Source organism: Flaviaestuariibacter amylovorans (assembly GCF_039541815.1).
Lineage (GTDB): Bacteria > Bacteroidota > Bacteroidia > Chitinophagales > Chitinophagaceae > Flavisolibacter > Flavisolibacter amylovorans.
In genome coordinates, this window is record NZ_BAABGY010000008.1 from 222,756 (window position 1) to 237,556 (window position 14,801).

A 14,801-nucleotide genomic window follows, 5' to 3' on the forward strand; every position below is an offset into this window, starting at 1 on the left:
AAGGTAGGCTGCGGTGAGATAGCTAAGTTACGCGTTCAGTAGCTATAGGAGTTCGACTCTTGAACTGAAATGTACGAAATCCGGTCAGTTTTGCTTAGTCGAGGGCCATAGACAATAGCGTTTTTGACTGTAGACGGAGTCCTTAGGGGTATCCCTAAGTAGACGAAATGCGTGAGACAGATCTAGAGACCTCCAGTAATCCATATGTTTCCATGTTATCCAAAGTGCTTTTTCAATTCTTAGAATCTCCGCAGTCTTTGAAATATCTACTTTGGCGAGTTGCTCGACCATCGAATGTTGTTTGGCCATTTCAAAACTTTTCTGGTGCAACCTCCACGAACATACCGGCGTCCCCCATGACAGTAACACCGTGTATTTCTGGGTCAGCATTTCAACTTGGCCAGTTCTTAAGACAAGTCATTGATCAAATCGGCACAATTTCTATAGAAACGACCCGGCGGGTTAATGTGCTTCTGGCAACCAAGTACTCCAGTGTACGCTTAAAATTTCTGATCTCCCGATACTCTAATAGCGACTCCCTAGCATCTTTCCCCAAATGCTCTTTAGTAGAATAAAGCTCGATGGCAAGATTCAAGGCATTAAGAGTGAACGGTATGTCAACCAGATGAAGCAGCCCCTCTGATGCTTTTGTTATGTCGATTGAGAAATCATAGTCGCGGACATGCTTAGGGTCGACTTTCAGCTTTTGCCAGCCATCTTTCAACCTTTTAGCGGAAACTTTCTTAAACATGTCGTCACTTAAGTCATCTGGAATAAGAATGGAGAACTTGAGGCTTTCGATTTGAAACGTGCTGTCATTCTGCAAAGTGAAGAGCTTGCCTTCGGCCTTGTCCTCCAATAATCTCTCCACCGTTCGCTCGACGAAGTTTGAAAAGTAGCCGTATGCTAATACCGTAGAAGGTAGAAAACTCAAGTCGAAGGTGTGTTCTTTTCCTAGTATGTGAGCTTTGATCTTTGATACGATGTCTGCCAAAGCTGCCGGAAATTTCTTTGAAGTTCTTTTAGGTAGAGATGGTAATGATATGCCGTTGAGGTCGCTTGGTATCTTTGTCCCCTCTTCGATAATATAAAATGCTCTGCTCTTACCAAGCCCTCCTGCGAACAAACCGAATTCGAATAGAACATTATCACGGACACTATGGAAAACCTGCTTCCGGGATTCTAACACATCGTCAGCCGTCGCTATGAGAATGGCATAGTCGTAAAGTGCAATTTGCCGTATCAAGTTGTCATAATTACTGGCCCCGAAATCAAAAGCTTCCATCCATAAGCGACATTGTGCAAATCCTTCGAACTCTTCCGCTATCTGCAAGGCTATTTTTTGCCCCTCCCTAGAAGAGCCGATGAAAATATTTGGTGTAAAATCCATAAAATCAAATTCTTTTATGATCGACGAACGGGTGTTTCCATTCGCTGGTTAACAAATAAAGTTCATAAAATATGAACCACTCGTGCGTCCATGGTATGATAGTGTCATGGAGATTTGACGAAGAAGTCCAACTAAAATCTTTCGGATAGTATAGACATAGGCTGCCGTCACTGTACATGTGTACATTTTCATCATAGGTTATTTTTGGGCTTATGACAAACACTTTAGGTGGTTTGGCGGCGTTGTAGATTACTTTGTACTGATAAACAGGAGAATGTTCAGATGGCTGACATTGCCCGATGCATTCCAGCGTATCGCCTTGTACTGTAAGAGCGAGAAACGAATAGTGCTTTTCTAACAGGTGCTTCTGAAGAGCAGCCTGCTTACCTCTATTCGGTGTTGTTACTGGTATGAACTTACTAACTGCCATAATTTCGGTGTGTTTGATGTGGCACGCCTGAAGATTGATTCACAACCCCCAATTTATCCAGCCTGGCTGTGTTAGAAAGCACAGTGGCAGCTGTGCTCAGTAGCGAGCTTAAGCGCTTGTCAACATTTTCGTCCAACCCTTCAGGAAACCTTTCGCCCAAATATTTTTTCCATTCTTTTGAGGCGATGAGTTGGTTTTCTTCCGACACCGCTAGCTCTGCACCAGCTATAAAACTATCTAAAGCGGATTTGAATTTGGTTTTCTGATCTTCATTGAGCTTTGCCGTTAGATCGTCAAATGGCTCAACCGGTGAGATACAGGATACCGACCACCAACAGGCATTCCTGATACCCTTTAGCACGTCAAGGAGACACTTGTCGTCACGGTCCGTATTCGCAACGAAGTTTTTAGCTGCCCAAACTGCCAATGCGATGCCACTGGGTGTTTTGAAGGAACACTTTGAAGCCCATGCTTTTAGGTACTTTATTACACGGATCAGCTGCCCATCACTATCCTTATAATCTTTAAACCATTTTATCATCTGTTCGGGGTCGTCCTTGATCCATCCGTCACCTTTGATGGCGAGATAACTGTAAGTTTCCCCATCGACTTGATAATATACAGGGAAGTCAATGTTGTAGGCGCATTTGTAAAACACCCGAATGCACTTCTTCCGGTGCTCAGCACCTCCATCTGTGTGGTTTTTTACAGCGTCGTATACATAAGACTGGACGGTTTCAGGAGTTACATCAGGTTTTTCGGGCAGATAGACGCCCCTATCCACATCGTACGTACCATCTTCTTTGATAATGATAGTTTTCATGCCATGAGCACCGGAACCCTGTGTGTAATACGATGGCGTTACACCCAGCTTGTCCTTGATTTTTTCCGTGATCTTCTTTTCCAGCGCCTGACGTGAGGTCTTCATTATTTGCATTTCCTCCTGTGAAGGCGTGATTTCTTTACAGAAATCCATAAACAGTTTGTTGCAGTTTGCCATATATATTAATTTTATTTTTCCAATGAGAAAAACTGACTTCTCATTTTTGTATTAACCGCCTTTCGGGAAGATTACACCATTGGTGTAAAAAACTTTTTTCGGGTTAAATAGTTATGGAATTAGGTCCCTATTATCAGAGAAATCAGAAGAAGCTGGCAGCGATTACCGACAAGGAATGGCAAGAAGCATTGGCTAAATGTGTAAAGCACCTAAGCATCAAGCTCAGGAAGAAGACACTTTATGGTGTACATGCAGCCTCTAGGCTTGGAGCAGAGGCGTCAGATCATTATATAAGCTTGGCATACGAAAGAATAATATCGGGAGAATGGGAATTCAAGGATGGGATGGACATTGCCGAGCAAATGATACGCATTATTGGGAGCTACATGTCGAAAGCTATTGAGCACTCACAAACAGAAAGGGCTAATTTATCCCGGGTGACATACAGTGAAATCGACGAGGAATTTTACGAGAGGGAGATAGATTCAGGTGCTAATGAAATATATGAGAAAGTGTACGCGATAATGGTTGGTGATGTAGATGAGGCAGTAAAGGATGACGAGGAACTGTTCTTCATATGGGACGCTATCAAAGAAGGAAAGACAAGATCTGAAATAGCCGCTCTAATGGACAAGACAGTACGTCAATTCGATAAACTAAGAGAAAAGCTCATTCGCACGGTTAAAAAGAAACAACTGGTTGATTGATATGGAAAACAGTGCAAAGCAGATATTAAGTAATTTGTATGGCTTGCTCATGGAATTGAATTTTCATGCAGATGGACCAGATGTAATGGACGAGTTGAGCGATCAAGAGAAACAACGCGTGTCGCTGCATCTTAAAAAGATAAAATTACTGAAGACAAAATACAAAGCCGAAGCTAACAGGCAGTACTTTCAACGGGCATTTGAGCAGGTTCAGGCCCTTAAGGAAAAGGGAATTGATGAATTGAAAAAATTATTGAGGCCGGAAGACCAAATGGACCTCGTGCCTTTGTTTCGAAAATTTGAAGAAATTACTGAAAAAGACAAGTCGTCTATCCTTGAAGACACGGAGATCCTTTCGATGATTGAACTTTTGAAAGAACGCATCGATGGCTCAGATCATTAGAGCGGTCCAGGCAGCGCAAGACTTGCTAAATGATATAGGTTGGGGACGACCAGGGGATGTTTCTTTGGACGAAATCGCATCCTCTATTGGAGCAATTGTGGAAGTCGAGGCTTTGGAAGGCTGTGAAGGACGGATCATTATGTCAAAGACATCTGCAATCATCAAGTTAAACGCGTCCATTACCCATCGTGGAAAATTGAATTTCGTGTTAGCCCACGAGATCGGACACTTCGTGTTACACAGAGGCCTCAAGCTATTCGTCGATAACTCAATGACGCTTTCAGAATGGCATACGAAAGGTGCGCATGAGCAAGAGGCAAACGCTTTTGCAGAGGAATTGCTGATGCCTAATGCGCTGTTCACAGAAAGGTTCAAGGGCAAAAAGCTCAACATTGGACTGATCGAGCAGTTGGCAGAGTACTTCTCCGTCTCCCTCACCGCAGCACTCATAAGGTACTGTAGGATAGGTCATTTCCCAATAATGGTCATATTTATCGATGACGGTGTTATTAAGTGGAAGATGAACTCAAAAGATTTCTCATTTCCATACCTGCCATACGGTACACGAGTGCCGGCGTGGACGGTCGCGGGCGACTTTTTCAGTGGAAAGCCGTTGGAGAATAAACCTGTTCAGGTGGATGCAATTGAATGGTTTCCGGACGATTTCAAGCTTCGAGACAATGCCAAACGGAAACTCTGGGAACAGTGTTTCCGCGTTTCACAAAAAGGGCTTATGGTCTGTCTTTGGTCGTAAAGACCACTCTTGCTATTGCAGATATGTTAGTTCGCTTCCAAGATGGAATCTTGGATTAAGCTGAAACTTGCATGTCCTGAAAGTCCGCAGCAAATCGTCCAAGCCTTTTGCTGGTTGGCATAAAATTGAGGAGGCGATCTAGTGGAATTAATTTGATATGTAGTTACCGAATTGATTCTCCGAGAAAGTATAAATTTTCCGTGCACAATACAATTGACTCCGGCATCATTAATCTATATGACGTCGTGCGCCACTATTTACTTTACCTCAATAGCCGGCTATAGATTATGAATGATGGCGTTTCGTATGATAGAAATCACCGTGTCTTTAAAACTTTTATTCTCAAAAAGCATTTTTTGCAAATGCGTAAGTGAATATTGGAAAATATTATTTTGCGAATTGATAAACGGTTCGGAAGAGTAATTTGATTTTTCTTTGAATAATCCGAAGGCAAAATGATAAAAGATGTCGTCACCCAGCTTTGAAGGACGTATGTGGTCGATATCAATAGACGATGAAAAGGGTAAAGAGTCGGGTGACTTATATTTCCTCTCAAAAAGTTTTCTCAATGAATTGAAATCCGAAAATTGAGTTCCTAGTTGATTTAAAACAAGAGCCCTGCTGAGATACAACTCGACGTCGGCAACAGAGGAAATTTCAGCATTTTGGGATAGCCTGGCGATGGCGGTTTCCGTCAGCGGAATTTCATAATCTTGAACTTTTGCCCTAATTAAACGGCTCTTATCGGCCTCCTTTGGTGGATTTAGAGTAAGGGTGTCTGCGTGTCTTATTTGCTCTGCCACCAAGGGCATAGCTAAATCGTTTCTTTGCGAAATGATAATGTTTTTGCCTTGATCCGACCATGCTTTTAGGATTTCGACGAGTCGAGCAAAGTTCTTTTCCTTGCTAACCCAGTGAATGTCGTCAACGATGACGATTTTTTGATGTTCGGCACTGCGGTAAAAGGTGTCGATTGCTTCATTGTCTAATTTCCCGGTGCCAGACGGATCTACGATCCGGTAGAAGCCAACATTGTCAGTTGCAGCTTTACATCGATTAGCAATCGCATTGATAAAATGAGTTTTTCCCACTCCCCATGCTCCCTGTACAACTGCGAAATTTGACGGCTTTAAAGAAAAGAGTTCTTGGGCTCTCAGGAATGCTTTCTCGTTAAAATCGCCTACTACAAAGTTGTCAAAGTCTTGATGTGGGTTTATAGCAGTTTGTAAGATAAAACTTCCCGCGGTATAGATTGCATCATGCCCACCATAATAGACAAATGGAGGAAGTGTTAGGCCGCTCTCGTATTGTTCCTCAAATACAATATGTATATCAGATTCTTTCAGTTCAGTTTCTATCTTCAGTTGAAACTTCTGTTCAAAAAGTTGCTTTGCTGGCTTATTGTTCGACTGGATGCGGAGCGTTTTTCCGTCGAAAGAAATCGGTACCAGTTGATTTCGAAAAATTTGAGCGAGCCTTTCACTATCGTGTGAGACAATTTGAAGCGATAAGTCCCATACTTCTTCTTTTGAGCTTGGCTGTTTTGGTAACTCTAATTTCTCCCATTTGTCGAAAAAGGCTTGCGCAAGCTGACTAATGTGGACTTTTCCATTATCCAACTCCTGTTTCAGAAATGCGTCCATTTCGCGTCCATTCAGGTAAATAATCTTTTCTTCATTCTTGAATCCATAAATAGGAGAATCGACCGAATGTTCGGAAGGCGAGGCACCATATTTCTTTACAAGCGTCGAATAGCCTTCATCTAAAGTTTGCCATTCAATAAATTGTCGGCACCGACTTCCAACCTGAATAAAAAAACTACCAGAACCATCGGAAAAAACAGGAGTTACAAAGCCGACATCATCCGGCACGTACTCGAGGTACCCGTAAACTTGATATCGATTTTTGTTAGGCATTGAGTAATTTCTTATCGATCATTAATTTTTGGACCTTGTCCAGCAGGTGGACGTAGTAATTTCTCGATGCGACGCCAAAATCTGAGTAAGACAGGGTCGGAATACTCAACCCATCAAGAATGCGCCTGACAGTTGGTGATTTATCCAAGTGTTCCGGAAGCACGATTGCGTCTATGTTGTCAGAAGTAATGTCAATTGGATAGTCCAATTGAATTTCAATTGTAGCGCGACGGTCATCGGTGGTTGACTCGCGGCTGCTGGTGATGAGCGAGTGGTATCCTTCAACTTGATAATGCACTTGATCATATGGAGGAAGCTCCTGCCTCGCCTGACCTTTGAAGTACCTCGTATTACTGTAGTAGAAGAAGTCAATAATTTTTCTGATGGCGTCAATGTTGGGATTTAGTTGAAACTCTTCCCGGCCCATGGATTTGTGGAAAAAACCGTCGTAGCGATCGAAAGCCCCCGAATCGAAAGCCAATGCTCGTTTGATGCTCGGCACTGCGTTCCAGTTGATCATAAAGCAAACCGGTGACAGGTAACCTGGGTTCGAATTGTCATTTGCCGATTTGTAGGACGGCTTTCCGTAGAACAGGTAAAGCAGTTCCTCATGATAAACGTTGCAGAGACGCGGCTTTAGCTGCATGCTGTCCAATATCCTCTGAATATAAATGGCTTCGAAGCAGTGAAACAACGGGAGTGCCGGGTGCGCTGCACCGGCCGCCACAATACGCTCATCTAGAAATTGATCGCTTAGACCCATTGCTAACTGTGAATGTACAAAAAAACCAAGCGCGGTGGTATGATCGATTGTCACCTATTAAGCCCAGAAAAAATTGTAATTAGGCGCATAAGTCATTGATTAACAGTAATTCAATTTCAAAAAGGTTCGAGTTTTGTCCGCCGCTCTCCACGCTTTAAAAGAGCCTCGCGGAAACGCGGGGTTTTTTTATGTCCGTCACTGTCCTGTTTATACCCTTTTCAACACCCGTCACTTCAAAATGGGTACGGAATGGGTACGAAAAATCCAAAGGGCTCCGTCAGTATCGAGAACATCGACGGACGCATCAGGCTGCGCTTCAGGTATCTAGGAAAGCGCTATGCCATTAATCTGTTCGCTTACAATAGAGCAAACCTTCTGGAGGCGAAAAAGGTAGCACTCCAGATTGAGCAGGACATTAGGTCATGCTCCTTAGACCTAAGCCTAGATAAGTATCGCCCAGGGCAAAAGGCGGCAGAGCAGGAGCCAAAGACCATCATTGAGCTATTCGAGGGCTGGGTAAGGGACTATCGCAACATGGATTGTGAGAAGGATATCGACTATAACTCTACCCGCAATATGATGCGACGGTGGGGGAGGTTCGACACAAGAAGTGTGGTACGGCTCTTAAACGCTGAGAACATAGCCCCCAGGACGTATAATCGGCGTTTGACCCTTCTACGTGCCTTCTTCACTTGGGCGGTTAAGTCAAAAGCGGTTCCAGAGAATCCATTGGAGGAGGTTTTGCCTAAGAAGGCAAAGCGAACTGAGAAAGCTAATCGGAAGCCATTCACCGAGTATGAGATAGTCAGAATCCTAGAAGCTTTTAGAAAGGACAGCTTTTCTAGCGACGGGCAACAGGTCAGGCATTCGCATTACTACCCATTTCTGTTCTTTATGTTCTCAACCGGAGTACGCAATGCAGAAGGAGTGGGGCTTAGAGTGAAGCACGTTGACTTGCAGCGCAATTGCATTTACATCAATGAAGCTTTAGCTAGGTCGCTCAAAGGCACAAATGCAGCAGCGCGCGTGCGAAAAGATACCAAGAATGGTAAGCATCGTGTTATTCCAATGTCTGAAGAGCTTAGAGTAGTTGTTGAGCCCCTGTTGGAAGGAAAGGGTCCTGAGGACTTAGTTTTTAAATCGCCCAAGGGGAAGGCCATAGACGATAGCATGTTCCAGAAACGCATCTTCAGTAAGGTCCTTAAAGGCTTGGGCATCGAGCATCGAGTCTTATATGCTTGTCGGCATACATTCGGAAGCAGATGTATCGCGGATGGTATAACTCCCGTAATGACGGCATTTTTAATGGGCAATAATCCAGAGACAGCGTTGAGGAATTATACACACCAGCTTGGGCTCCCTAAAGCCTTGCCGGCGATAAGCGGTAATAGCAATGACGCTCGATAGCAGTTTGCGATGTATTGATTTAGGGTTAGGCCTTCTGTAAAGGGGCCTAACTTTTTTTGGAATCGCCTTGCGATTGTTGTATATTTGCTTTACGCCGACCGGCTGAAAGGCTCTCCCAGAGCTGGTTTGAAGATATCGCCGAATAATTAGCAGACTTAGCACTACACTTATTGCAGGAACAAAGAAGGATTAAGAAGGAGTTTTAATTCCATCTCAACTTCTATCACTTGTGAGTAATATACTCATACCCAAAAACCTCACTTTCGACGGTTCAGAATGCTCATTACCTGGAGGTAAGAGAGCTAAACACATCCTCGCCTACTTCATTCACCTCGTAATCACACAAAGTATGAAGCACGGAGGCTACAATGAAAAGCATAATGGCTTTATCCCATTAAAGGCAGATTACTTAAGAAGAATACACGAAGACTATAAGCAACATATGGCATACCTCGTCAGGCAAGGATATCTTGAATGCGATGGGTATTGGGTTCAAGGTGTAAAAAGTAAGGGATACCGTCTCTCAGACCGATTAGCACTTGATGGATATATGGAACAGGAGGTTACCGACTCAATACTTAGGAGCACTCTGCGAGAGCAGGATGAGCTGCAACGTAAGGAAAGGAAGCTGTCCCTAAAGCCGTATAAGCATATCGTTGATTGGTATCTCACAAACGACCTCGAAATAGACGCTGATGGCGCGCGTAGATGGGCGAAGAATCACTTAGACCAGGAGTTGATGAATTGTAATGTGGCACGAGCAGAAAGACGTGCCAAGACGGACGCCTACAATGCGTCGATGTGGTTCATTAATAAGATTGCGAATAAGTCCATAACCGAGCTTGACTTCTCCGTCTGCGAGTTCGGCGGACGTCTACATGGAATGTTCACGTTCCACAATAAGGAGCTGAGGAAGTTCGTGACCTACAAAGGTCAGGGGCTAGTAAGCATGGATATAAAGAATTCTCAGCCGTTCTTCTCTACACGTCTTCTGGATACCGATTTCTGGATGTGCTCAAAAAGCTCCTCCGATAGGCTCCGCCTATCAAAAATAAACGAGGAACTATATAAGGAGATAAGGAAGGAGGAGGAACTATATAGAGGTATTACGATTCGGAAAAGGCCTGAACCCCTTACCAGTGGCGGGTTCCACACATCGAACTTTCGGAACTCTGTCGTCGGCGGCAACATTTATGAGGCGTTTATGTCGAAGCTGCATAGCACTTTATGCGAGCAACAGCGGATAGAACTTGCTAGTCGCGTGAACGACAGGCAAGCTGTAAAACGGGAGGTGTTACGGACGTTCTATGAATGCCCAACTATGTTCACTCGCCCCTTCTACAAGCCCTCTGAAGTACTTATAGGCATGTATCCTGAGGTGTTTGAGGTCTTCAACAGGATAAAGAGGAACACGTTCTTCAGACGCGAGCAGCGCAAGCAATACACGTTACTAGCAAAGATTATCCAGCTCGTCGAAAGCCATTGTGTACTCAAAGGGGCTGCTAAGAGGATAGCTAGGGAACAGCCTGGGCTTCCCCTATTCACTATTCACGATAGTATTGTAACTCTAGACGGGCATCAAGCATATGTAAAGCAGGTAATAGAAGAAGAAGTTAATCGACTTGTAGGAGTGACGCCAAAGCTTGAGGAAGAGAGATGGCAGATGCCCCATTAAAACTCTAAGCGAATCAATAAAAACACTATACATTAGCCTTCCTATATGGAGGGCTACTTTTTTTGCCTCACATATGTAGAACAAACACTGGCAGGGCTACATCTCGAGTAAACAACCCGCTAACACCATCGCAGAAATCCGTCTCACATAGGAGAATATAGATAATGCTCTCTGACCACCCAACGACAGAACACCTCAGAATAAGTCCAAGGGTCTTAACGCAACCCCGCCATTCTTCACATGATGCCTGTTATACAAAGCAAAGACACCATAAGTGTCGTTGAATATAGCTTACACCGAAGGTCGCGTACAATGTAGAATGACAAGGCTCTGGCCTATTTTTTTAATAACACTATCCTATTCTATAAAACCGTATCAACTTCAGACAGGGGTAGAGAAATCTATTGTTTTCGTGATTGGCTTACATACTTCTCTCTTAAAAACATCTCAAGCGGGATGCATGCCGGATAATATTCGCGTCGACTATACTCCAAAAGCCTAAACAGAATCATTTCCTTTATCTGCAACGCCATCAGTTTACTAAAAGTACCAAACTTATCCAACCGGGTTTGCTGAACGCTCGCCTCAAACCATTCATATTGTTCAAATTCAGCGGTAGGGCCTCCATGAACATAACTTGACGTGATATTGTATGCTTTTATTAGAACAGGATAAGAATCCATAATGTCAGCATATTCATGTGACTCTGGAATTCCGTGAATCAGGAACTTCATAATGTTCTTTATATCGAATCTGTATTCGACTTTATGTATTCTCTCTCTGTCGCTTTGTGACCACGCTTGGTCTAGAGCACGATTGATATTCTCTAGACTATCATTCTTTTCAACGTTATGCAACATTCCCTCTAGGCGTAAATCATATGCAGTCCGTTTGATTATTTCAGAATCAAGATATCCAGTGTAGTAATCAAGTGCTGCCTCGTCCGACTTCTCGATATCATTTCGGATTCCAACAAATAGAGCTGTTAAGAAGTGCTCAACAATTGTTCTGAATAGAATAGAATTGGGATAATAATGTTCGAGGTTATTATGCTTCAAAAAAAGCCCAACTAAAGTATCAACCTTCAATGTTGCTCTATAAAGCATGTGCAAGGTTAATGAATGCTTCGCCCTTTGTATGTCTGCAACAATTTTTGGGCGAAGAGTCGAAAATATCCCATTTACAATCCTATACCTTTCATCAATACGCCTATCGTCTGACTGTGTGTCCATTTGCTTAAGCGAGTAGTTGAAATAATGATTTTGGAGAGAACGTTTCTGTCTTAAGGTCCAGAGACGCTTTGTTATTGGTCGCCATACACTGCGCCTGAATTACTCAAAGGAATCTATCGCTTCTCCGCCAATCGTTTCATCATGCCTCCTATACCAATCGAATGACTCATATTCACATTCTACCCACTTACCTTTTCTGGACCTAAAGCCATATGTCAAGATACCCTTATACCCACCTTCCGGCACACTAAAGGAGACTTGCAGCCTATCCCTTTCTTTAGGGTGCAAAGGAATATCAAAGGCGCCTGGGTCATTGACCCTTTCCAACAGAACCCTCCGATTATGTGCATCATCGAAGGTAATGAGTGAAGGCGGCGCCAAAGGCTCCCCTACCAACTCCACATTCTTTCCTTTTACATATGTGTGGAAAACCCAATAGTTATCTAGTTCATTGATGTCTTCTAGATTGCTGCAGGTACAAAACTTTATCTTATCGGATACTTGGCACATAAACGCTTCAGCTACTTAATTTAGTCTGCTATCTAGAAATGGTTGTCGTTTCTATTTCTGAATGTAGACCAGTCTATCTCTGCCACTACTTTACCCCATTTCTCTTCATTGTGAGTGCATTCGACTTCGAAGTATTTGTAATGGTGGGTAACCCACTTGCCCGCCTTAAATTGAAACTGATACCTCACAAAACTGCCATGGTCCATGTATTCTCCTTTCTGACGCGGCACTTCAAAGACAATAATCAAAGCATCACGCTCTTTAGGGCTGAGTGGCATATCAAAGGCATCTGGCTCATTGATTCTTACCAATAGAATCTTCTTATTTGCCGCATCATCTTTCAGGTCTATGCTTGCAGGAAATAGGGGACGACCCATCATATGAATTCCCTTATCCTGGTCAAAGGAATGAAACACCCAATAACTTTTGAGTTGAGCAAGTTCATCCGGCTTGGCACAAGTGCAGAACTTTATCTGATTAGAGACTCGACACATAGGTTAAAAAGGCAGTTGTTCGTCTGTATTGATTTCTAGCCTTGCTTTATTGTCCACACGGCTCTCAAGGGCTTTAATGAACTCCACTAGGCTGGAGATTGACTTGAATATAAGCCGACTCTCGTCATAGTTCAAAAGGCTATTATCGTGTGCGAAGGAATGATGATTACGCACATGATTAAACTCCTCAAGAACCGATATGGATGTCTTTAATATCTTCTCAGACATACCAGACTCTAAGTGACCGCACTTCTTGAGGTGGTTTACATATCGGCCGAAAAGACCATGAAGGGCCATCTCCTTATTGTGCTCCAACGCATGCTTATCACATAGCTTTCTAATATGCTTTGTAACAAATGTGTGGAGCCTATCTAATGATACGTCAGGAGCATCTCTCTCAATTGCTTCCCTTATCTCTTGTGCTAACCTATCGAAATCTTCGTCATTCCCATCAGTCTTGATAGCATCTATGTCCAAGTCTCCTTCAGCTTCTAGTTTTTCTACAACTCTTAAACAGAAAGTAAAAGCCTCATATTCTTCATCAGATACGTAGCAGCCGCCCATTAATACCTCTCTCCAATAAGTCGCTAACTCCCGCAATACCTTTGCTACCACTAGGTTCGGTTCCACCTCCCAGAAGCACCGTAAACGGTTTGCTTTAGAGTTTCCTTTATCGCCGTACTTGTCGTCATAAATGTTGCGCCCCGTATTGTACTTGAAGAAGTCCTGAAACGTATTATTTGAGAAGTCAAGCACGAAGCCTCCGCTCATCTGAAACAGAGTTTCTAGCCTTATGCGTTCGATGTAAGAAATGTTAGCCATACAGTTGGTTGGTGCAACCAATATAAGAAGAAAGCTGATTCTGCGCCATTAACGTGTGTCTTCTTCTTAAACTGACGGCAAGGCAATGCTAACATTTTTAGCTACCTTTATCCAGAGCAATACAGGCCCTTATGGCAATCAACCAGAATGCACCATGTAAACTTTGCGGAGTCACCGCCAGGCTGATTCGAAAGTCTCATATTATCCCTGACTTTCTGTACGATGGAATAAGGGACCAGACCAACCGTATGGTAATGCTCAATAATACTGACAGCACAAGTCGGCCTCGCATACACCAAACCGGAGTGTTTGAGAAGTATATATTATGTGATAAGTGTGAACATGAGAGGCTCGGGCAACTTGAGCGATACGCTGCTATGATACTAAATGGTGGGACGAGCAAGACCGCACCAGTATTCGAGAATAGAATCAGCAACGATGGAATTCGTAGTATATATGCTTCAAATCTAGACTACACAAAATTCAAGCTGTTCGTTTTATCAATTGTCTGGAGAGCTCATACATCTTCACAGCGTTTCTTCAATGCTGTTACCCTCTCCAAGGAAGATGCAGAATGCATCAAATCCCTACTACTCCGCCGCCTCCCAGGCAAAGAAGATGAATACAGGGTTTCAATCGTAGGCTTGAAGAATGTAAATGGTGAACTGGTCAGGTTCTTAACTAGCCCCTGGGTAGGCGTTATCGAAGGTCGCCCGATGGCAACTTTTTATATCGCAGGCTTTTGCTACTTTATCAATCTTTCTAGCCTCCCCGCCATGGAACTGCTTGAGAAAGTATATTTAAAGGAAACTGGCGAGATTGAGATACCGATACTTAATGGCATGCAGAGCTTCGAGCTATTGAAGGCGATGAGGATAAACGAGCCGTTAGCTAAGTACATGACGTTAATGACAGTGGGCAATGTTATTGCAACAAAAAAGAAGGCAGAAGCGCCTACTTATACACTCACATACAGAAATCCACCTCTTTCCTCTTCAAAACCATTCCGGTGAGTGGGTATCTAACAAGGGCAAACTCCGTCTATTAGTTCATACTCAGTATGACCCATTAAATTACCTACATCGTCTACAGTAACTAGAAGCATTCGACCATCACCCAACCCATAGCAATGATGGATTACAAACTCGGTCCGAAAGGTTTCATAATATTCTCCGTCCTCTAGATTAGTAAAATCATTAGCGTAATACCCGCTTTCAAATAGCGTGTTGAACCTCTCAAGTACTCCTTCTCGAACATACCTATCTACAAAACAGAAGTCATTGATGACGGTACCAGCT

Annotated in this window: 14 protein-coding genes; 6 read left to right on the top strand and 8 right to left on the bottom strand. The window is 43.3% G+C overall.

Annotated elements, in window-relative coordinates:
* Positions 1-424: 424 nt before the first annotated feature.
* Genes ABD937_RS14655 through ABD937_RS14660 form a run of 3 tightly spaced genes read right to left on the bottom strand, consistent with a single transcriptional unit; the run spans position 425 to position 2,820 of the window.
* Entirely contained in the window at positions 425-1,390 is a 966-nt protein-coding gene (locus ABD937_RS14655) for an STING domain-containing protein (RefSeq protein WP_345256504.1), read from the bottom strand.
* Between the two features lie 4 nt (positions 1,391-1,394).
* Positions 1,395-1,820, bottom strand: a complete 426-nt coding sequence (locus tag ABD937_RS23950; protein WP_484489537.1) for a type II CBASS E2 protein — start codon at positions 1,818-1,820, stop codon at positions 1,395-1,397.
* Positions 1,810-2,820: a cyclic GMP-AMP synthase DncV-like nucleotidyltransferase gene (locus tag ABD937_RS14660; protein WP_345256505.1), complete on the bottom strand. Its 1,011-nt coding sequence runs from the start codon at positions 2,818-2,820 to the stop codon at positions 1,810-1,812. The genes ABD937_RS23950 and ABD937_RS14660 overlap by 11 nt, the downstream gene beginning before the upstream one ends.
* Before the next feature lie 113 nt (positions 2,821-2,933).
* Between ABD937_RS14660 and ABD937_RS14665 the strand changes: the two genes are divergently transcribed.
* From ABD937_RS14665 to ABD937_RS14675, 3 genes are read left to right on the top strand one after another with little or no spacing between them, the layout of a single operon-like run.
* The gene (locus ABD937_RS14665; protein ID WP_345256506.1) at positions 2,934-3,527 is read left to right on the top strand and encodes a hypothetical protein; all 594 of its coding nucleotides are present in this window, start codon (positions 2,934-2,936) and stop codon (positions 3,525-3,527) included.
* Between the two features lies 1 nt (position 3,528).
* On the top strand, positions 3,529-3,930 hold the full coding sequence (locus ABD937_RS14670; RefSeq protein WP_345256507.1) for a hypothetical protein: 402 nt from the start codon (positions 3,529-3,531) through the stop codon (positions 3,928-3,930).
* Entirely contained in the window at positions 3,914-4,684 is a 771-nt protein-coding gene (locus ABD937_RS14675; protein ID WP_345256508.1) for an ImmA/IrrE family metallo-endopeptidase, read from the top strand. Before ABD937_RS14670 ends, ABD937_RS14675 begins: the two co-directional genes overlap by 17 nt.
* 278 nt (positions 4,685-4,962) lie before the next feature.
* On the opposite strand, the gene ABD937_RS14680 is transcribed toward ABD937_RS14675, so the two are convergent.
* Complete coding sequence (locus ABD937_RS14680; RefSeq protein ID WP_345256509.1) at positions 4,963-6,555, bottom strand: DnaA ATPase domain-containing protein; 1,593 nt, start codon at positions 6,553-6,555, stop codon at positions 4,963-4,965.
* Positions 6,556-6,592: 37 nt separating this feature from the next.
* Entirely contained in the window at positions 6,593-7,363 is a 771-nt protein-coding gene (locus ABD937_RS14685; protein ID WP_345256510.1) for a hypothetical protein, read from the bottom strand.
* 249 nt (positions 7,364-7,612) lie between these two features.
* Here ABD937_RS14685 and ABD937_RS14690 point away from each other — a divergent pair, with 249 nt between their 5' ends.
* A complete protein-coding gene (locus ABD937_RS14690; RefSeq protein WP_345256511.1) occupies positions 7,613-8,770 on the top strand; it encodes a site-specific integrase in 1,158 nt (385 codons plus the stop codon).
* Between the two features lie 229 nt (positions 8,771-8,999).
* Positions 9,000-10,445: a hypothetical protein gene (locus ABD937_RS14695; protein WP_345256512.1), complete on the top strand. Its 1,446-nt coding sequence runs from the start codon at positions 9,000-9,002 to the stop codon at positions 10,443-10,445.
* Positions 10,446-10,846: 401 nt separating this feature from the next.
* Here ABD937_RS14695 and ABD937_RS14700 read toward each other — a convergent pair whose 3' ends face one another.
* The 3 genes from ABD937_RS14700 to ABD937_RS14710 all read right to left on the bottom strand — a co-directional run bounded on the left by ABD937_RS14700 (position 10,847) and on the right by ABD937_RS14710 (position 13,452).
* Positions 10,847-11,551 (bottom strand): hypothetical protein, encoded by a 705-nt coding sequence (locus ABD937_RS14700; RefSeq protein ID WP_345256513.1) that lies wholly within the window; start codon positions 11,549-11,551, stop codon positions 10,847-10,849.
* Between the two features lie 668 nt (positions 11,552-12,219).
* On the bottom strand, positions 12,220-12,681 hold the full coding sequence (locus tag ABD937_RS14705; RefSeq protein ID WP_345256514.1) for a hypothetical protein: 462 nt from the start codon (positions 12,679-12,681) through the stop codon (positions 12,220-12,222).
* A 3-nt stretch (positions 12,682-12,684) separates the two neighbouring features.
* Positions 12,685-13,452 (bottom strand): abortive infection family protein, encoded by a 768-nt coding sequence (locus tag ABD937_RS14710; protein ID WP_345256515.1) that lies wholly within the window; start codon positions 13,450-13,452, stop codon positions 12,685-12,687.
* 182 nt (positions 13,453-13,634) lie between these two features.
* On the opposite strand from ABD937_RS14710, the gene ABD937_RS14715 reads away from it, so the two are divergent.
* Positions 13,635-14,516, top strand: a complete 882-nt coding sequence (locus ABD937_RS14715) for a hypothetical protein (protein ID WP_345256516.1) — start codon at positions 13,635-13,637, stop codon at positions 14,514-14,516.
* The last annotated feature ends 285 nt before the right edge of the window (positions 14,517-14,801 follow it).